We start from the raw sequence: 18,845 nt of genomic DNA on the forward strand, positions 1-18,845 counted from the left end.
CGGGCGCGTGAGCAGCCGTCGGCCGCCCTGTCGTGCTCAGGGCCGCTGGAGCGGCTTGGCCATGCAGATGCTGCTGTCGTACGTCCGGTAGTGGCCGAACTTCACCTCGCAGACGGTGTAGCCGCACGAGGTGTACAGCGCGACGGCCTCGGGCTGCTGGTCGCCGGTCTCCAGGACCATCCTGGTCCGGCCCGCGGCCCGGGCGTCCTCCTCCAGGGCGGCCAGCATCCGTCGGGCCAGGCCCCGGCCGCGGCCCTCGGGGATCACGAACATCCGCTTTATCTCGGCGTCCCCGTCCTCGTAACCCTCGGAGTTGCGGTTCTGGGTCCGCCAGCCGCCGGTCGCCACCGGGCGGTCCCGCTCGTCGTAGGCGAGCAGATACAGACCGTGCGGCGGCAGGAACATCGAGGGGTCGAGCGGTGTGACGTCGCCCTCGTCGCCGTAGCGCTCGGCGTATTCGAGCTGCACCTGGTCGTTGAGTTTGACGGCGTCGGGGTGGTCGAACGGCCGAGGGTGTATAAGCATGCTAAGCATCGTACATCTATGCGTAGGGGTGGAGTGGGTACTGTTTCGGGATGCTCACAGTGACCTCCGTGAATGTTAATGGGCTCCGCGCCGCCGCCAAGAAGGGTTTCGTCGAGTGGCTGGCGGGGACCGATGCCGACGTGGTCTGCCTCCAGGAAGTGCGGGCCGAGCTCGCCCAGCTGCCCGAAGGGGTGGGCACCCCCGAGGGCTGGCACACCGTGCACGCGCCCGCCGCCGCCAAGGGGCGCGCCGGGGTCTCCCTCTACTCCCGGCAGGCGCCGGAGCGGGTCCAGATCGGCTTCGGCGGATTCGGGGCCCCGGGGGCCGAGGAGTTCGACGCGAGCGGCCGGTACGCGGAGATCGACCTTCCCGGCGTGACCGTCGCGAGCCTGTACCTGCCCTCCGGCGAGGTCGGCACCGAGCGGCAGGACGAGAAGGAGCGCTTCATGGCCGCCTTCCTGCCCTACCTTCAGGGGCTGAAGGAGCGGGCGGCGGCGGACGGTCGCGAGGTCGTGGTCTGCGGTGACTGGAACATCGCCCACCAGGAGGCCGACCTGAAGAACTGGAAGGCCAACCGCAAGAGCTCCGGCTTCCTGCCCGAGGAGCGCGCCTGGCTCACCCGGGTCCTGGAGGAGGCCGCGTACGTGGACGTCGTACGGCAGCTGCACCCGGACGTCGCCGGGCCGTACAGCTGGTGGTCCTACCGGGGGCGCGCCTTCGACAACGACTCCGGCTGGCGCATCGACTATCAGATGGCGACCCCGGGGCTCGCCGAGCGCGCGGTCAAGGCGTGGGTCGAGCGGGCCGCCACACACGACGAGCGGTGGAGCGACCATGCGCCGGTGACCGTCGTCTACGAGCGGTAGCGCCTGCGGCTCGGCTCAGTCCGACTTCGGCGGTCGGGTGCCGTCCTCGCGGCGCAGCCTGCGGTCCAGGGCCATGGACAGCTCCGCGTCCACCACCGCCCGGGCCAGCGGGCGCAGCTGGGCGGGTTCGGTCTCCGCGGTGTGGGCATGCAGTACGCGTACGAAGATCTCGGCGAGCGCCTCCGCGTGCTCGCGGACGCGCCGGCCCGAGGAGAGCACCGTGGCGAGCGGCACCCCTTCCCGTACGAGCTCCGCCGAGACCTCCAGGAGGCGGCGGCTGATGTGGACGATCTCGTCGCCGTCGGTGGCGAGATAGCCCAGGTCCAGCGCGGCGGCCAGGTTCTCCGGGGTGACCTCGCCCTCGAAGTAGTCGGCGAGCTGTTCGGGGGTGAGGCGGACCGGGGTCTCCTCGGTCGGCTCGCCCAGGCCCAGTACCTCGGCGACGTTCCGGCCGCTCTCGAAGGTGGCGGCCAGGTCCGCGATGCCGTTGAGGGTGTGGCCGCGCTCCAGCAGGCCCGCGATGGTCCGCAGCCGGGCCAGATGGTGGTCGTCGTACCAGGCGATCCGGCCCTCGCGGCGGGGTGGCGGGATCAGGCCGCGCTCCCGGTAGAAGCGCAGGGTCCGCACGGTGATACCGGCCGCCTCGGCCAGCTCCTCCATGCGGTATTCGCGGTGCTCGCGTCCTTCAGCCACAGGGGCACCCTATGTTGTACCGCCAGTAACTTTCCTCGGTCCGACCTCTACCCATCAGTACGACCCTGCTCTACTCTCCGAACAATGCCAGTGATTGCTGGCAGAGTCGTGTGACGTACCGCGGGAGGCGGCAGCATGGCCCAGCAGGAACACGTACGTGTGGCGGTGATCGGTACCGGATTCGGGGGCCTGGGGGCCGCCGTCCGGCTGCGCCGCGAAGGCATCACCGATTTCGTCGTCCTGGAGCGGGCCGACTCGGTGGGCGGCACCTGGCGCGACAACAGCTATCCAGGCTGCGCCTGCGACGTACCGTCCCACCTCTACTCCTTCTCCTTCGCGCCCAACCCCGACTGGCCGCGTACCTTCTCCGGCCAGGAGCACATCCGGGCCTATCTGGAGCGGGTCGCCGACACCTTCGGGCTGCGCCCGCACATCCGGCTGAACCACGAGGTGAAGCTGATGAGCTGGGACAAGGAGAACCTGTACTGGGTGATCGAGTCGGCCAACGGCACCACCCTGCGCGCGGATGTCGTCGTCTCCGCCACCGGGCCGCTCTCCGACCCCAAGATGCCGGACATACCCGGGCTCGACTCCTTCCCCGGCAAGGTCTTCCACTCCGCGCGCTGGGACCACGACTACGACCTGACCGGCAAGCGCGTCGCGATGGTCGGAACGGGCGCCTCCGCCATCCAGATCGTCCCGGCGATCCAGCCGAAGACCGCGAGGCTCACGCTCTTCCAGCGCACCCCGCCCTGGGTCATGCCCCGCATGGACCGCACCATCAGCAAGGCCGAGCGCGCCCTGCACCGGGCCGTCCCCGCCACCGGCACAGCGCGCCGTGGACTGCTGTGGGGCATAAGGGAGTTGCAGGTCAGCGCCTTCACCAAGCACCCCGACCAGCTCGGCCTGGTGGAGAAGATAGCCAAGTCCAACATGGCGCGGGCCATCAAGGACCCGGCCCTGCGGGCCAAGCTGACCCCCGACTACCGCATCGGCTGCAAGCGGATCCTGCTCTCCAGCACCTACTACCCGGCGCTCGCCCAGCCCAATGTGGACGTCGTGGCCTCCGGGCTCAGCGAGATACGCGGCTCCACCGTCGTCGCCGCCGACGGCAGCGAGGCCGAGGCCGACGCGATCATCTTCGGCACCGGCTTCCATGTGACGGACATGCCGATCGCGGAGCGGGTCGTCGGCGAGGAGGGCATCACGCTCGCCGAGTCCTGGAAGGACGGGATGAACTCGCTGCGCGGCGCGACCGCCGCCGGGTTCCCCAACTGGATGACGATCATCGGCCCCAATACGGGTCTCGGGAACTCCTCGATGATCCTGATGATCGAGTCCCAGCTGAACTACATGGCCGACTACCTGCGCCAGTTGAACGTTCTGGGCGGCCGCGCCGCGCTCGGCGCCCGCTCCGCCGCCGTCACCGCGTGGAACCACAAGGTCCAGGAGCGGATGAAGCGCACCGTGTGGAACACCGGCGGCTGCACCAGCTGGTACCTGGACGCCGAGGGCCGCAACACGACGGTATGGCCGGGCACGACGGGGGAGTTCCGGCGGCAGACGCGGACGGTGGACCTCGCGGAGTACGACGTCGTCCGGGCCGGGACGACGGCAGGGACGACGGGCGGGGCCCAGCGGGCAGCCGGGGCCGGGCGCGTACCCGAACAGCCCGGCCGCGCCGAGCGCGAGACCGTGACGGCAGGGGGGAGCGCGGCCGCTTCGGAGACCGTCGCCGGGGAGGCCGCGCGATGAGCCGCCTCCTGGGCCGCGACTCCGTACCGCCGGTGCCCGCCGCCGAGCTGACCGCGCGGTCCGCCGACGGCTCGCGCATCCACGTCGAACTGCACGGTCCCGAGGACGCCCCGGCCGTCGTCCTGGCCCACGGCTGGACCTGCAACACCCGCTTCTGGGACGCCCAGATCCGGGACCTGGCCGCCGACCACCGGGTCATCGCCTACGACCAGCGCGGCCACGGACTCACCCCCGCGCCTGGCCCCGGCGGCTACAGCACGAAGGTGCTGGCCGACGACCTCGAAGCGGTCCTCGCCGCGACGCTCGCCCCGGGGCGCAAGGCGGTCCTCGCCGGGCACTCCATGGGCGGGATGACGCTGATGGCCGCGGCCGCCCGGCCCGGACTGCGCGCGCACGCCGCCGCCGTCCTGCTGTGTTCCACCGGCAGTACGCGGCTGACCGCCGAGGCCCGCGTCCTGCCGATCCGCCCGGGGGCGCTGCGGACCCGGCTCACCAGCGCCGTACTGGGGGCGCGGGCGCCGCTCGGGCCGGTCACCCCGGTCTCGAAGAAGATCCTCAAGTACGCAACGATGGGCGCCGGTTCGGCTCCGGAGCGGGTCGAGGCCTGTGCCCGCATCGTGCACGCCTGCCCGCGCCGCGCGAGGGTGGAGTGGGGGCACGTGCTCGACCGGCTGGACCTCGCGGAGGGCGTGCGCGAGCTGCGGGTGCCGACCGCGGTGATCGCCGGTACGGACGACCGGCTGACCCCGCCGGTCCACGCGCGGGCCATCGCGGCCGCCCTGCCCCTCGGCCTCGGGCTGACCGAGCTGACGGGCGTGGGACACATGACGCCGGTCGAGGCCCCGGAGGCCGTCACGGCGAGAATCAGGGAGCTGGTCACCCGGTACGTCACCGAACGGTCGGCCGCCACGGCCGAGAAGGAGGATGTCGCATGAGCAGCAGGCGGAGTCTGGAGGGCCAGGTCGTCGTCGTCACCGGCGCGGCCCGGGGCGTGGGCGAGCTGCTGGCCCGCAAGCTGTCCGCGCGCGGTGCGACCCTCGCGCTGGTCGGTCTGGAGCCCGACGCGCTGAAGCAGGTCTCCGAGCGGCTGCACGGCGAGAGCGGCCACTGGTTCGCCGACGTCACCGACCACGAGGCGATGGCGCAGGTGGCCCGTGAGGTCAAGGAGCGCTTCGGGAAGGTCGACGTCGTCGTCGCCAACGCGGGCGTCGCCGCGGGCGGCCCGTTCGCCGACTCCGACCCGGACGCCTGGCGGCGGGTCATCGAGGTGAACCTCATCGGCGGCGCGGTCACCGGGCGGGCCTTCCTGCCGGTGCTGATGGAGAGCCGCGGCTACTTCCTCCAGATCGCGTCGCTGGCCGCGATCACCCCGGCCCCGATGATGACCGCGTACTGCGCGTCCAAGTCGGGCGTCGAGGCCTTCGCGCACAGTCTGCGGGCGGAGGTCGCCCACAAGGGCGTCCGGGTGGGCGTCGGTTACCTCTCCTGGACCGACACCGACATGGTGCGCGGCGCGGACCAGGACGACGTGATGCGCGAGCTGCGCCAGCGGCTGCCGTGGCCCATGAACCGTACGTATCCGCTCGGCCCGGCCGTCGAACGGATCGTGGACGGGATCGCGCGGCGCTCCGCGCATGTGTACGCCCAGGGGTGGCTGCGCGGGATGCAGTCGGTGCGCGGCTATCTGCCCTCCGTCATCGCGCTGGGCGGGCCGCGCGAGATGCGGCGCTTCGAGCCCCGGCTCCACGGCGTTTCGAAAGGGCTGGTCGGGGCTGGCGGCGCGGCGGACCAGGACGCGCGTGCGGAGCGTGCTGACCGTACGTAACGGAAGGTAGCTGTCCGAAATGCGCGAGATGTCGGGTCGTGCAACGCTGAGCGAGGCCCCGCAGGGGGCCATCCCCCCACGTACGCACGCATCCCACAGGAGTGAACAGCATGGGTATCGCAGACCAGTTCAAGGACAAGGCGCAGGAGCTCGCCGACCAGGCCAAGCAGAAGGCCGGTCAGGCCAAGGACCAGGCCCAGGAGCGCGGCCGGCAGGGCCAGGAGCGGGCTCGGCAGGGCCGGGACGACGTCCAGGACCGTGCTCAGGACGCGTCGGACCAGGCGCGCGAGCGCTTTGACCGTTGACGGTCGCTGAGGTGTGACGCGTGCGCGCTGCGCTGTGCGCGTGCGTACGCGTTACGTCGGGAGGCGCATCCGGGTGACCGGGTGCGCCTCCTCCGTGTTGTGTTCGGGCCGTACCGGGCCCGCGCTGTCGACCGCGCGCCGTACGGCGGTGCGTAGGATGCATGTTCGGTGAGGGGCTTTCGCGCCTCTGATGACCGCCCTGCACGACAGCCGCTCGGGGGAGCCTTTCTTCGTGTCCACAGCGCACATAGCGCGTTCGGCGCCCTGTTCCCCGGGGAGCGGAACCGCGTCCCCGGCATCCCCCGCCGCCCCGAGGCGTATCCGCTTTCTCGTCCGGTCGGTTCCGGCGCTCTGGACGCTCGCGCTCGGTCTGTGGGGCCTGTCGCGGCAGGACAGTGTGTGGCGGGACGAGGCTGCGACCTGGCAGGTGGCCCGGCGCTCCACGGCGGACATATGGGGCATGCTCGGGAACGTCGATGTCGTGCACGGGCTCTACTACCTGCTGATGCACGGACTGTTCGAGCTGTTCGGGCCGAGCACCGCCGTCCTGCGGCTTCCCTCGGTGCTGGCCATGGCGGTGGCGGCCGCCTGTGTGGCGGCCCTCGGCCACCGGCTGGCCGGACCGTGGGCGGGGCTGGGGGGCGGGCTGGCCCTCGGGCTGCTCCCGGCCGTGCAGTTCTACCTCCAGGAGGGGCGGCCCTACGCGCTGGTGGCGGCCGGGGCCGGGATCTCCACCCTGCTGCTGGTCACCCTGCTGGAGGGGCGGGGGAGGGCGGTGCACTGGATCGCGTACAGCGGTACGGTCGCGCTGTGCGGCCTGCTGAACTGGCTCTCGCTCATGATCCTTCCGGCCCATCTGCTGACGCTGCTGCTCAGCCGGAGGGTCCGTGACCTCGATGGACCCGGCGGGCTCGGGAGGCGCCATGACCTCGGCGGGCTCGGGCGACGTTGGACGGCCGCCGCCGTGGCCGCCGTGGCCTGTGTGCTCCCCCTGGTCCTGTTCAGCCGGAGCCAGTCCGCGCAGGTGTCGTGGATACCGCCGCTGACCTGGCACATGCTGATCGGCCCGGCGGTCCTGCTGGCCGTCGGCGGGGCGGGCGCACTGCTGGAGAGGCGGTCCCCGTACCGGCCGGACGGGCTGTCGGCGGCGGCCGTCGGAGTGCCGCTGCTCGCGGTGCCGCAGCTCGGTCTCGTCGGGCTCTCCCTGATCCAGCCGCTGTTCCTGGACCGGTATGTCCTCTTCAGCCTGCTGGGCCTGGCGCTGCTGATCGGTGCGGCGATCGGCGCGGCGGTCCGGACGGTGTCCCGCAGGCTCCCGCGAGCGGGCTGGTGGCTCCTTCCGGCGGTCGTCGCCGTGGCGGCGGTGGCCCTGTTCCCGCAGTCGCTCGCCAAGCGGTCCCCGGCGAGCCGGGTGGACGACGTCCTCGCGGTGGCCGACGACGTACGGCGGCTGAAGAAACCCGGGGACGCGGTGCTCTTCTTCCCGTCGGCCCGGCGGGACACCCGGCTGGTCTCCCCGGACGCCTTCTCCGGCCTGGAGGACACAGCGCTGGCCCGGAGCCCGGAGCGGTCCGGCACCTTGAAGGGCGTGGAGGCCGAACCGGCCCGCATACGGTCGGCGATGCTCACCCACCGCCGCATCCTCCTGGTGACGGACGCCCCCGGCGTCTCCCGCCCGCCCGCCACCGCGCGCGACAGGATGAAGCGCTCCGTGCTGCGCGACCACTTCCGCATCACCGCCGACGGCCAGGTCCGAGGCCGCCGGGTGACGGTCTACGAGCGGCGTGCGACGGCGCGTTGAGTCAGCGCCGCCGCCTTCTCCCAAAGCTTGTCCTGGATCACAGTGCGGAGATCAGGGGTGCGCGGACACCACTTCTGAGGAACAATCAGAGGGTGCGGGAAGTCAGGGGGAGGGGGATCGCTCCATGGTCCAAGTCAAGGTAAACGGGGGGATGTTGTGGGTCGGCGGTGAGGCGTATCCGCTGCGGAACATCTCCCATGTGGCGCAGCGGGTGCTCACGGTCGACCTGGGAAAGGCGTGGAAGGGATTCTTCACCCTCTCCTTCGCCTGGCTGATCGTAGGCGGCATCATCGCCCTCATCTTCGACACGGTCGGCCCGATCATCCTGGTGGTGGTGGAGGGGCTCATCGTCTGGGGGCTCGTCGGCGATCTGCGGAAGCCGCCGTTGTACGGACTGATCCTCAACACCTCGGGCACACAGTTCGACGCGGTCTGGTCGACGCGGGAAGGCGAGATCAGCCATCTTCTGACCGAGGTCACCACTGCTCTCGGCCAGCCCGACACGGCTCAGGTCGTCTTCAACGTGGAGCATGCGGTTCAGGGTGACGTGATCAACCAGTACGGGAACCACAACACAGGCAAGATCCAGCACGGTGGGTCGGGAAGCGTTGGTGGGCGATGAGCGGGGACGTCTTTCATCAGTACGGGAACCACAACATCGGCAAGGCCGAGCACCATGGGTCCGGCGACATCGTCGCGGGCGGTGGGGCGGGGCCCTCTGCATCGACCGAGCGCAAGCTGGCGGAACTTCTGGCCCGGATCGAAGAGCTGAAGCCGCGACTGAGCGACGAGGACCGGTCGGGACTGGACGAGGCGGTCGGGGAGATCGGCGCGCTCGGCCCGAATCCGGAGCCGGGCCGCTTCCGGAGGCTTCTCCAGCAGATCAACGGGATCGCGAGCCTGGTGGAGTCCGGGGCGCCCGTGGTCGCCGCGGTCAGGAGCCTGCTGACGGCCTGACGCCTGCTGCCCGACGCCCTTTCAACGCGGCGGCAACGGTGGCCTCCGCAGATCCGGGGCGGTGTCGTACGAGGGCGGGGTCGAGGCCGGGTGGGCGGCCAGGAGGTCGAGGGCGAGGCGGACCGCGTCGTCGAGGACGGCGTACCGGCCCTCCGCCCAGTCCAGAGGGGTGCGCAGCGCCTTCACGTCCGGTTCCACGCCGTGGTTCTCCACCGACCAGCCGTAGGTGTCGAACCAGGCGGCGTTCATCGGGACCGTGATCACCGTGCCGTCGCCCAGCCGGTGGCGGCCGGTCATGCCGACCACCCCGCCCCACGTCCGCTGGCCCACCACCGGGCCCAGCTTCAGCAGCCGGAACGCGGCGGTGATCATGTCGCCGTCGGAGGAGGTCGCCTCGTCGGCCAGGGCGACGACCGGGCCGCGCGGGGCGTTGGAGGCGTAGCTGACCGCCTGGGCGTTGCGGGTCAGGTCCCAGCCGAGGATCTTGCGGGTGAGGTTCTCCACGACCAGCTCGCTGATGTGGCCGCCCGCGTTGCCCCGGACGTCCACGATCAGGGCGGGGCGGGACACCTCCAGGCGCAGGTCCCGGTTGAACTGGGCCCAGCCCGAGCCGCCCATGTCCGGGATGTGCAGGTAGCCGCACTTGCCGCCGCTCAACTCCCTGACGACATCGCGGCGTTTGGCCACCCAGTCCTGGTAGCGCAGCGGCCGCTCGTCCACCAGGGGCATGATCGCCACCCGGCGGGAGGGGCCTCCGCCCGCCGGGGCGAACGTCAGCTCCACCGTGGTGCCGCCTGCCGCGGTCAGCAGCGGGTACGGGCCCGCCACCGGGTCCACCGGGCGGCCGTCCACATGGGTGAGGACCGCGCCCTCCCTGATCCCCGTACCCGCCAGTGGTGACCGCGCCTTGGAGTCGGAGGAGTCGCCGGGCAGGATGCGCTGGACGGTCCAGGAGCCGTCCCGGCAGACCAGGTTGGCGCCGAGCAGGCCGATCGCCCGCTGGTAGTGCGGCGGGCCCTCGTTGCGGCGGGCGGGGGAGACGTAGGCGTGCGAGGTGCCCAGCTCGCCCAGCACCTCGCGCAGCAGGTCCGCGAACTCGTCGGGGGACGCGACCCGTTCGACCAGCGGGCGGTACTGGTCCAGCACCCCGTCCCAGTCGATGCCGCACATGTCCGGCTCCCAGAAGAAGGAGCGGATGATCCGGCCCGCCTCCCCGTACGCCTGCCGCCACTCCGCCCCCGGGTCGACCTCGTGCAGGATGCGGCGCAGGTCCAGGTAGACCGTGGAGTCGGTGTCGCCCGGCTCGGTCGCCGGTACGGCACGCAGCTCGCCGTCGTCCATCACCACGAGCCGGGACGAGTCGCCGCTGACCGCGAACCAGTCGAGGTGGTCGACCAGTTCCGTCTTGCGGGCCTTCGCGATGTTGAAGTGCTCCAGGGTCGGCCGCCCGGACATGTCGGCCGGGTTCGCGAACGTCTCGCCCAGCGCACCGGAGATCGGCCAGCGCAGCCAGACCAGACCGCCGCCGGTCACCGGGGCCAGCGCCGAGTACTTCGAGGCGGAGACCGGGAACGGTGTCACCCGGTTCTCCAGGCCCTCGAACTCCACCATCACCGGCGACCCCTCCGACGTACCTCCGTCCGGCACGTCCACCGGGTCCAGGCCGCCGGCCGCGGGGCGCCCGTCCGGGGAGAGGGCGAAGGGGGAGGGCGTGGCCGAGGAGAGCGGGACCAGGTACGGGCGGCAGCCGAGCGGGAAGGACAGATCGCCGGTGTGCACGTCGTAGACCGGGTCGAAGCCGCGCCAGGACAGGAACGCCAGATAGCGGCCGTCCTCCGTGAAGACCGGGTTCTCGTCCTCGAAGCGGCCGTTGGTGACGTCCACGATCACCGGGGCGCCGGGGCCGGAGATCCGGGCGAGTTTGATCTGCCGCAGCGAGCGGCCGACTCCCGGGTGCGACCAGGTCAGCCAGGCCCCGTCGGGGGAGAAGGCCAGATCGCGGACCGGGCCGTTCACCGAGCGGATCACCTCGGTGAGCCCCGGGTGCTCGTCGACCGGCACGCTCGCCGGGGCCGCCGCGCCCGTGGCCGCGTAGAGGTCGGCGCGGGTGGAGCCGCCGGGGGGCTTCGCGGCTGCCTCTTCGGGCGTCCCCTCGGCCGCGTCCTCTGCCGCCAGGGGCTCGGGCGCCGGTTCCGCCTCCGGTTCCGCGGTGTCCAGGAGCAGCAGGCGGCCGTCGTTCGAGGCGATCGCGAGGCGCTCGCCGTCCGGGGCGGAGACCATCTCCTGCACCCGGCCCAGCTGCCCGGAGGCCAGCAGGCGCGGGGGGCGGTCGCCGCTGGCGCGCGGCAGGTGGGCGATCTCGACCGCGTCCGCGCCCTCCGCGTCGGTCACATAGGCGACCCGGCCGCCGCTGCCGAGCATCTCCGGCTGCCGCACCCGGACGCCGGGGGTGTCGGCGATGGTGCGGGCGGGTCCGTCGCGGTGGGTGAGCCAGTAGAGGCTGCCGCGTACGGTGACGGCGCTGGCCCGGCCCGTCTCGTCGACGGACAGCGAGTCGACGTTGCTGGCGGCGGAGACCTGGTAGACGCGGCGGCCGGTGCGCGGCCCGCCCAGGCGTACCTCCAGCTTGCGCGGGGTGGCGTCCGGCGACTCAAGGTCCTCGACCAGCCAGAGGTCCCCGGCGCACTGGTAGATCACCCGGTGGCCGTCGCTGGAGGCGTTGCGGGCGTAGTAGGCGTCGTGGTCGGTGTGGCGGCGCAGACCGGTGCCGTCCATCCGGCAGGAGTACAGGTTGCCGACGCCCTCGTGGTCGGAGAGGAACGCGATGCGGCGGCCGACGAACATCGGGGTGGCGAGGTGGCCGTCGATGTCCGGGAGCAGCCGTTCGCCGTGCAGCCACAGGCGGCCCATGGCCCCGCCCCGGTAGCGCTTCCAGGCGGCCGGTTCGTGCGGGGGCGTGCCGGTGAGCAGCAGGGTGCGGCGCTCGCCGTCGACGTCGGCGACCGCGATGTCGGAGACCGGGCCCCAGGGGAGTCTGCCGCCCGGACTGCCGTCGGTGGGGACGCTGTAGGCCCAGGAGAAGTACGAGAACGGCTGCTGGTGCGAGGACACGGCGAGGATCTGCGAGGTGGCGCCGGGGTCGGGGCTCCAGCCGCAGACCCGGGCGTCGGTCGAGCCCCAGTAGGTCAGGCGGCGGGCCGGGCCGCCGTCGACCGGGGCGAGGTGGATCTCGGGGTCCAGCGTGCGCCAGGTCGTGTAGGCGATGGAGGTGCCGTCGGGCGAGAAGCGCGGATGGCTGACCCGGGTCCGGTCGACGGTCACCCGCCAGGCCCGGCCCGGCCGGTGCCCCGCGGCGGCGAGGGGCGCGACCCAGAGGTCGTCCTCGGCCGCGAAGCACAGCAAGTCCTGGTGGAGGTGCGGGAAACGGAGATACGCGACGTCGTCACTCACCCCCCAATGCTTTCCGCGCGAAGGGCCCGGGGCAACTTGTGGTGCAGCACACAAGCGAAACGATTTCGTTTCGCTGGGTGGTGGGGGTACGGTTCAGGTGTACGAAACAGTTTCGTTCGATTCCCGGGCGAGGCTGAGCGAGGCTGCGGGACCGCGAAGAGCGATACGGCGAAGGAGGTCGGCACATGGCACGCACCAGGCTGACTCCCGAGCGTGAGGGCGAGCTGTACGAGGCCGTTCTCGACCTGCTCCGCGAGGTCGGCTACGACGCCCTGACCATGGACGCCGTCGCCGCCCGCACCCGGTCGAGCAAGGCCACGCTCTACCGCCAGTGGGGCTCCAAGCCCGAGCTGGTCGTGAAGGCGCTGCGGCACAACAAGCCGGTGAACCTCGCCGAGATCGACACCGGTTCGCTGCGCGGCGACTTCCACGCCGCGCTGAGCCGGACCGACGACTGCCAGATGGAGAAGGACGCCGCGCTGATGCGGGGTCTGAGCCATGCCGTCCACGAGTACTCCGAGCTGCACCAGGCCCTGCGCGAGCTGCTGATCGAACCGGAGATGACCGGCCTCGACCAGCTGCTGCAACGGGCCGTGGACCGGGGTGAACTGCGCTCGGACAATCCGGCGCTGAAGTACGTCCCGCACATGCTGGTCGGCGCGCTGGCCGCCCGGCAGCTGATCGAGGACCAGCCTGTCGACCAGGCGTTCCTCATCGATTACGTGGACTCCGTGGTTCTCCCCGCCCTCGGCGTCTGACGTCCCCGTCCCCTTCGTACGGCCCTCTCCCCGACCCGCCCCACCTGACACGCCGCTCTCGTCGTCGGGCTGGTTTCCTCTGCCCGTTTTCCAGACACACGACCTGACCGGGAGTACGCCCCCGTGGCCACTTTCCTCTACAAGCTCGGACGGCTCGCCTTCCGCCGCCGCCGCTTCGTCGCCCTGATATGGGTGGCGCTGCTGGCGCTCGCCGGATTCGGTGCGGCCTCCGCGTCCACCGCCACCTCCAGCTCCTTCTCCATTCCGGGTACGGAGGCGCAGCGCGCCTTCGACCTGCTGGAACAGCGCAACCCCGGCTCCAGCGCCGACGGCGCCACCGCCCGGGTCGTCTTCAAGGCCCCCTCGGGCGAGAAGGTGACCGACGCCGGCAACAAGCGCGAGATCACCGGCTTCGTCAAGGATCTCCAGTCCGGCTCGGACCAGATCGCCTCGGTCGCCGACCCGTTCCAGGCGAAGGCCGTGAGCCGGGACGGTTCGACGGCGTACATCTCGGTCGCCTACAAGGTCAACTCCATGGAGCTGACCGACGCGACCCGGGACGCCCTGGAAGGCGTGGGCAAGGACGCGCAGAAGAGTGACATGAAGGTGGAGATCGGCGGTGACGCGCTCCAGGTCATGCCGCACAGCGGGGCCGCCGAGATCATCGGTGTCGGTATCGCCGCCGTGGTCCTGGTCATCACCTTCGGCTCGCTGATCGCCGCCGGGCTGCCGCTGGTGACCGCCCTCATCGGGGTCGGCATCGGGGTCTCGCTCATCACCGCCCTGGCCAACGTCCTGGACCTGGGCTCCACCACCTCGACGCTCGCCATGATGATCGGCCTCGCGGTCGGCATCGACTACGCGCTGTTCATCGTCTCCCGCTACCGCGCCGAACTGGCCGAGGGCAAGGAGCGCGAGGAAGCCGCCGGGCGGGCCGTCGGAACGGCCGGGTCTGCGGTCGTCTTCGCGGGCCTGACCGTGGTCATCGCCCTGGTCGGCCTCGCCGTCGTCAACATCCCGATGCTGACGAAGATGGGCTTCGCCGCCGCCGGAACGGTCGCCATCGCCGTCGTCATCGCCCTCACCCTCGTCCCGGCCCTGCTGGGCTTCGCGGGCAAGCGGGTCATGGGCCGCAAGGCACGCAGGGCCGCCGAGTCGGCGGGCAACGCCGACCTCGGCAAGGCCAAGCCGAACATGGGCACCCGCTGGGCGCGGTTCGTGCTGCGCAAGCCGGTCTGGGTCATGCTGGTCGGCGTCCTCGGCCTCGGCGTCATCGCCGTACCGGCCGCCTCGCTGGAGATGGGCCTGCCCGACGACGGCGCCCAGCCGAAGTCGACCACGCAGCGCCAGGCGTACGACATGCTCTCGGACGGCTTCGGCCCCGGGTTCAACGGGCCGCTGGTCACGGTCGTCGACACCAAGAACAGCGCGGACGGCGAGGCCGCGGTGGCGCGGGTCTCCGAGGAGATCAAGTCCATCGGCGTGGTCGCCGTCGCCCCGGCCGAGTTCAACAAGGCCGGTGACACCGCGACGATCGTGGTCATCCCGAAGGACCGGCCGTCCTCCGTCGAGACGGAGAACGTCGTCCACGCCATCCGCGACGCGGGTGAGGACGTCAAGGCCGACACCAGGGCCGAGGTCCTGGTCACCGGCGCCACCGCGATGAACATCGACTTCTCGCAGAAGATGAACGACGCGCTGCTGCCCTACCTGGCGCTCGTCGTGGGCCTCGCCTTCCTGCTGCTCATGCTGGTCTTCCGCTCGGTCCTGGTACCGCTGAAGGCGGCCCTCGGCTTCCTGCTCTCGGTGGTCGCCGCCCTCGGCGCGGTCGTCGCGGTCTTCCAGTGGGGCTGGCTCGGCTCGCTCTTCGGGGTCGAGCAGACCGGTCCGATCATGAGCATGATGCCGATCTTCATGGTCGGTGTGGTCTTCGGTCTGGCGATGGACTACGAGGTCTTCCTCGTCACCCGGATGCGCGAGGCGTTCGTCCACGGCGAGAGCCCGGGGCAGGCCATCGTGACGGGCTTCAAGCACGGCGCCCGGGTGGTCACGGCGGCGGCCGTGATCATGATGGCCGTCTTCGCGGGCTTCATCGGCTCCTCCGAGCAGATGGTCAAGATGATCGGCTTCTCGCTGGCCGTCGCCGTCCTCTTCGACGCCTTCGTGGTGCGGATGGCGATCGTGCCCGCCGTGCTGGCCCTGCTCGGCAAGCGGGCCTGGTGGCTGCCGCGCTGGCTGGACCGGGTCCTGCCCAACGTGGACGTGGAGGGCGAGAAGCTCCAGAAGCAGCTCACCGACGAGTCCGGTTCCCCGCAGGGGCCGGGAGAGGGCGGCAGCGACCGCGAGCTCGCCCGCGTCTGACCCCGCCCGGATTCATCGAGCCCCGGGGCCGCGTCCGAGCGGAGCGCGGCCCCGGAAGCGCCCGCCGCCTGTGGGGACGGGGGGCCGGGCGCAGAGAGAAAGCCCCCGTGCGACACGCGCACGGGGGCTTTTCTCGTGGTGGCCCGGGGCTTTCCCCGGGGCTTTCCCGCGGTGGCCGCCTCAGCCGCGGGCCGGCTGGGTGCCCCGCTCCGGGCGGGTGGTGCGGGCCGGCGGGCGCGCCTCCCCGGTGCCGTCCGGCGGCGTGGCCGGTGCCTGTGCGCGAGTCCGGGCGAGAAAGCGGGTCAGCGTCCGGATCTCGAACTGGAACACCTCGACGCCGTCCGTCGAGTGCAGCTCCACGATCAGCTGCGTACGGCCGCAGGGCCAGACCCGGACGGCCCCGCGCTCGATCGGGGTGCGCAGGCCGCGCTCCAGGAGGTCGCGGCCGAACGCCCAGTCGGTGCCGCCGGGCAGGGTGATGTGGACGGTGCGCGGGTCGTCGGCCGCGTCGTAGCGCAGTTCGACGGGGACCGGGCGGGTGAGGGGGCCGTCCGTGATGAGCCGGGCGCGTGCATGTTCTTCGATCACAGGGGACATGGGCCGGCTCCTCCTATATGTATCTCTCTGCCCTCTAATGTCCCATATTTCGCGGGAGTGGCGCGGCGGGTATCCCGAGAAGGCGGCCCGGTGGGCGCCGTTCGCGATACTGCCGGGGTCCCGCTCTTGCGCATGGTTCGCAGGAGAGCACTATTATTGATGGGTTCATGACCCCGCCCGCAGGACCGCGTCCGCACGGGCGCGGAGGCCGCGCGGACCCGCAGGAAGCGGAGCCTCCCATGCATGTACCCGATGGATTCATCGATGCACCTGTCTCCGTGGCCGCCGGGGTGTTCGCCGCCGGGGCGGTCGCCGTCAGCCTCCGCGGCGCGCGCCGGGAACTGGACGAGCGCACGGCGCCGCTCGCCGGGCTGGTGGCCGCGTTCATCTTCGCCGTACAGATGCTGAACTTCCCGGTGGCCGCCGGTACCAGCGGCCACCTGATGGGAGGGGCGCTGGCCGCGATCCTGGTCGGGCCCTGTACGGCGGTCCTGTGCCTGGCCGTGGTGCTGCTGATGCAGGGCATCTTCTTCGCAGACGGCGGTCTCACCGCGCTCGGCGTGAACATCACCGTCATGGGCGTGGTCACCGTCGTCGTCGCGTATGCGCTGTTCCGGCTGCTGACCGGCCTCCTGCCGCGCACCCGCCGGTCCGCGACCGCCTCGGCGTTCGTCGCCGCCCTGGTCTCCGTGCCCGCCTCGGCCGCCGCGTTCACGCTGCTCTACTGGATCGGCGGCACCACCGACATCCCGATCGGCACGGTCTTCACGGCCATGATCGGGGTGCACGTCCTGATCGGCATAGGCGAAGCGGTCATCACCGCGCTGACCGTCGGCGCCGTCCTCGCCGTACGCCCCGACCTCGTCCACGGCGTCCAGGGCCCCGCCGCGCCCCTCAAGCTCCGGGTCGACGGCGAACTGGTCGACGCCCCGGCCGCCACCCGGGAGCCGGAGCCCGCCCCCGCCCGGTCCACCCGGGGGTTCTGGACCACCGGCCTGGTCTCCGCCTTCCTCCTCGCCGGGGTCGTCTCCTTCTACGCCTCCGCCGACCCGGACGGCCTGGAGCGGGTCGCCGCCGACAAGGGCATCGACGAGAAGGCCGAGGAGCACGGCGCCGCCGACTCCCCGCTCGCCGAATACGGGGTCGGCGACATCGCGAACGCCCGGCTCTCCGGCGGCCTCGCCGGGGTGATCGGCGTCAGCGCCACCGTCGTCGTCGGCACGGGCGTCTTCTGGGCGGTCCGCCGCCGCAAGGACGACGAGCAAAGCGGACCCCGTACCGCCCCGCGCGACCACGAGAACGCCTGACATGGGAGCGGGCCACGCCCACAAGCTCTACCGTCACGGACACTCGCCGGTCCACCGGCTGCCCCCGCACTGCAAGCTGGCCGCCGTCTTCGGCTTCGTGCTCGTCGTCGTCTCCACCCCGCGCGAGGCGATGTGGGCCTTCGGCCTGTACGCGGCGCTGCTGGCCGCCGTCGCCGCCCTGGCTCGCGTCCCCGCCGCCTTCCTGCTGAAACGGCTCGTCATCGAGGTGCCGTTCGTCGCGTTCGCGCTGCTCATGCCGTTCGTGGTGCCCGGCGAGCAGACCGAGGTCCTCGGCGTCCAGGTCAGCGTCCCCGGCCTCTGGGGCGCCTGGAACGTGCTCGCCAAGGCCACCCTCGGCGTCGCCGCCTCGGTGATCCTGGCCGCCACCACCGAACTGCGTTCCATACTCCTCGGCCTCCAGCGCCTGAAGCTGCCCCCGCTGCTCGTCCAGATCGCCTCGTTCATGATCCGGTACGGGGACGTCATCACCGACGAGATGCGGCGCATGTCGATCGCCCGCCGCTCCCGGGGCTTCGAGGCACACGGGGTACGCCAGTGGCGGGTGCTGGCCGCCTCGGCGGGAGCCCTGTTCATCCGCTCGTACGAGCGCGGCGAGCGCGTCCACCTCGCGATGGTCAGCCGGGGCTACCGGGGCACGATGCCGGTCATCGACCAGGCGACGGCCACCCGCACCCAGTGGGCCTACGCGGCGGCCCTTCCCGTACTCGCCCTCGCGGTCTGTCTGCTGGGATGGACCCTGTGACGTCATCCTCCGCAGCCCAGGAGCCGCCGCTCTCGCTCGACGTCAGCGGCCTCGCCTACGCCTACCCCGACGGCCACCAGGCCCTCTTCGGGGTGAACCTCACCGTCGCGCGCGGCGAACGCGTCGCGGTCCTCGGCCCCAACGGCGCCGGCAAGACCACCCTCGTCCTGCACCTCAACGGCATCCTGGAGGCGGGCTCCGGCACGGTCCGGGTCGCCGGGCTCCCCGTCGGCAAACGGCATCTGGCCGAGATCCGCCGCCGGGTCGGCATCGTCTTCCAGGACCCGGACGACCAGCTGTTCATGCCCACCGTCCGCGAGGACGTCGCCTTCGGTCCCGCCTCCGCCGGACTGGGCGGCCCCGAGCTGGAGGAGCGGGTCGTGCGGGCCCTGAAGCAGGTAGGCATGGACGAGTACGCGGGCCGCCCGCCGCACCACCTCTCCTTCGGGCAGCGCCGCCGCGTCGCGGTGGCCACCGTCCTCGCGATGGAGCCGGAGATCCTGGTCCTGGACGAGCCCTCGTCCAACCTGGACCCGGCCTCCCGCCGCGAACTGGCCGACATCCTGCGCTCCTTGGACGTCACCGTGCTCATGGTCACCCACGACCTGCCGTACGCCCTGGAGCTCTGCCCGCGCGCGGTCGTCCTCAGCGAGGGCGTCATCGCCGCCGACGACCGTACACAGGACCTCCTCTGCGACGCGGAGTTGATGCGTGCGCACCGGCTGGAGCTCCCGTTCGGCTTCGACCCGCGTTCCGTGACCGTTCCGTCTCCGTGAACGGACCGTGACGGATCGAAGGGGCCGACGACCCGGGCCCCGCTGTGCCCGCCGGGCCGTGCACCATGGGGGGATGAACGAGGGCGCGGGCACATCGGCGGGTACG

17 protein-coding genes are annotated in these 18,845 nt (G+C 71.8%); 13 read left to right on the forward strand and 4 right to left on the reverse strand.

Annotation, left to right across the window (positions count from 1 at the left end):
• Positions 1–36: 36 nt before the first annotated feature.
• Positions 37–525, reverse strand: coding sequence for a GNAT family N-acetyltransferase (locus ACZ5WC_RS16950; protein WP_468541516.1), 489 nt, complete (start codon positions 523–525; stop codon positions 37–39).
• 50 nt (positions 526–575) lie between these two features.
• Here ACZ5WC_RS16950 and ACZ5WC_RS16955 point away from each other — a divergent pair, with 50 nt between their 5' ends.
• Positions 576–1,391, forward strand: coding sequence for an exodeoxyribonuclease III (locus ACZ5WC_RS16955; protein ID WP_468541517.1), 816 nt, complete (start codon positions 576–578; stop codon positions 1,389–1,391).
• 15 nt (positions 1,392–1,406) lie between these two features.
• Here ACZ5WC_RS16955 and ACZ5WC_RS16960 read toward each other — a convergent pair whose 3' ends face one another.
• A complete protein-coding gene (locus tag ACZ5WC_RS16960; protein WP_468541686.1) occupies positions 1,407–2,051 on the reverse strand; it encodes a MerR family transcriptional regulator in 645 nt (214 codons plus the stop codon).
• Positions 2,052–2,219: 168 nt separating this feature from the next.
• Here ACZ5WC_RS16960 and ACZ5WC_RS16965 point away from each other — a divergent pair, with 168 nt between their 5' ends.
• The 7 genes from ACZ5WC_RS16965 (at position 2,220) to ACZ5WC_RS16995 (ending at position 8,727) form a co-directional block, all read left to right on the forward strand.
• A complete protein-coding gene (locus tag ACZ5WC_RS16965) occupies positions 2,220–3,839 on the forward strand; it encodes a flavin-containing monooxygenase (protein ID WP_468541518.1) in 1,620 nt (539 codons plus the stop codon).
• On the forward strand, positions 3,836–4,774 hold the full coding sequence (locus tag ACZ5WC_RS16970; protein WP_468541519.1) for an alpha/beta fold hydrolase: 939 nt from the start codon (positions 3,836–3,838) through the stop codon (positions 4,772–4,774). Before ACZ5WC_RS16965 ends, ACZ5WC_RS16970 begins: the two co-directional genes overlap by 4 nt.
• On the forward strand, positions 4,771–5,664 hold the full coding sequence (locus ACZ5WC_RS16975; RefSeq protein WP_468541520.1) for an SDR family oxidoreductase: 894 nt from the start codon (positions 4,771–4,773) through the stop codon (positions 5,662–5,664). The genes ACZ5WC_RS16970 and ACZ5WC_RS16975 overlap by 4 nt, the downstream gene beginning before the upstream one ends.
• A 110-nt stretch (positions 5,665–5,774) precedes the next feature.
• A complete protein-coding gene (locus ACZ5WC_RS16980) occupies positions 5,775–5,969 on the forward strand; it encodes a hypothetical protein (protein ID WP_468541521.1) in 195 nt (64 codons plus the stop codon).
• A gap of 319 nt (positions 5,970–6,288) precedes the next feature.
• Positions 6,289–7,770 (forward strand): glycosyltransferase family 39 protein, encoded by a 1,482-nt coding sequence (locus ACZ5WC_RS16985; protein WP_468541687.1) that lies wholly within the window; start codon positions 6,289–6,291, stop codon positions 7,768–7,770.
• Between the two features lie 124 nt (positions 7,771–7,894).
• Entirely contained in the window at positions 7,895–8,392 is a 498-nt protein-coding gene (locus ACZ5WC_RS16990) for a DUF6232 family protein (RefSeq protein ID WP_468541522.1), read from the forward strand.
• Complete coding sequence (locus tag ACZ5WC_RS16995; protein WP_053560862.1) at positions 8,389–8,727, forward strand: hypothetical protein; 339 nt, start codon at positions 8,389–8,391, stop codon at positions 8,725–8,727. The genes ACZ5WC_RS16990 and ACZ5WC_RS16995 overlap by 4 nt, the downstream gene beginning before the upstream one ends.
• Before the next feature lie 21 nt (positions 8,728–8,748).
• On the opposite strand, the gene ACZ5WC_RS17000 is transcribed toward ACZ5WC_RS16995, so the two are convergent.
• On the reverse strand, positions 8,749–12,177 hold the full coding sequence (locus tag ACZ5WC_RS17000; protein ID WP_468541523.1) for a S41 family peptidase: 3,429 nt from the start codon (positions 12,175–12,177) through the stop codon (positions 8,749–8,751).
• Between the two features lie 185 nt (positions 12,178–12,362).
• Here ACZ5WC_RS17000 and ACZ5WC_RS17005 point away from each other — a divergent pair, with 185 nt between their 5' ends.
• A complete protein-coding gene (locus tag ACZ5WC_RS17005; RefSeq protein ID WP_468541524.1) occupies positions 12,363–12,935 on the forward strand; it encodes a TetR/AcrR family transcriptional regulator in 573 nt (190 codons plus the stop codon).
• A gap of 123 nt (positions 12,936–13,058) precedes the next feature.
• Complete coding sequence (locus tag ACZ5WC_RS17010) at positions 13,059–15,296, forward strand: MMPL family transporter (protein ID WP_468541525.1); 2,238 nt, start codon at positions 13,059–13,061, stop codon at positions 15,294–15,296.
• Positions 15,297–15,476: 180 nt separating this feature from the next.
• Here the strand turns inward: ACZ5WC_RS17010 and ACZ5WC_RS17015 are convergent, their stop codons facing one another.
• Positions 15,477–15,893 (reverse strand): SsgA family sporulation/cell division regulator, encoded by a 417-nt coding sequence (locus tag ACZ5WC_RS17015; protein WP_468541526.1) that lies wholly within the window; start codon positions 15,891–15,893, stop codon positions 15,477–15,479.
• 239 nt (positions 15,894–16,132) lie between these two features.
• Between ACZ5WC_RS17015 and ACZ5WC_RS17020 the strand changes: the two genes are divergently transcribed.
• Genes ACZ5WC_RS17020 through ACZ5WC_RS17030 form a run of 3 tightly spaced genes read left to right on the forward strand, consistent with a single transcriptional unit; the run spans position 16,133 to position 18,739 of the window.
• A complete protein-coding gene (locus tag ACZ5WC_RS17020; protein ID WP_468541527.1) occupies positions 16,133–17,200 on the forward strand; it encodes an energy-coupling factor ABC transporter permease in 1,068 nt (355 codons plus the stop codon).
• 1 nt (position 17,201) lies between these two features.
• Positions 17,202–17,963: a cobalt ECF transporter T component CbiQ gene (cbiQ, locus tag ACZ5WC_RS17025; RefSeq protein WP_468541528.1), complete on the forward strand. Its 762-nt coding sequence runs from the start codon at positions 17,202–17,204 to the stop codon at positions 17,961–17,963.
• On the forward strand, positions 17,951–18,739 hold the full coding sequence (locus ACZ5WC_RS17030) for an energy-coupling factor ABC transporter ATP-binding protein (RefSeq protein WP_468541529.1): 789 nt from the start codon (positions 17,951–17,953) through the stop codon (positions 18,737–18,739). The genes cbiQ and ACZ5WC_RS17030 overlap by 13 nt, the downstream gene beginning before the upstream one ends.
• The last annotated feature ends 106 nt before the right edge of the window (positions 18,740–18,845 follow it).

This window comes from Streptomyces sp. NPDC033165 (assembly GCF_055577965.1).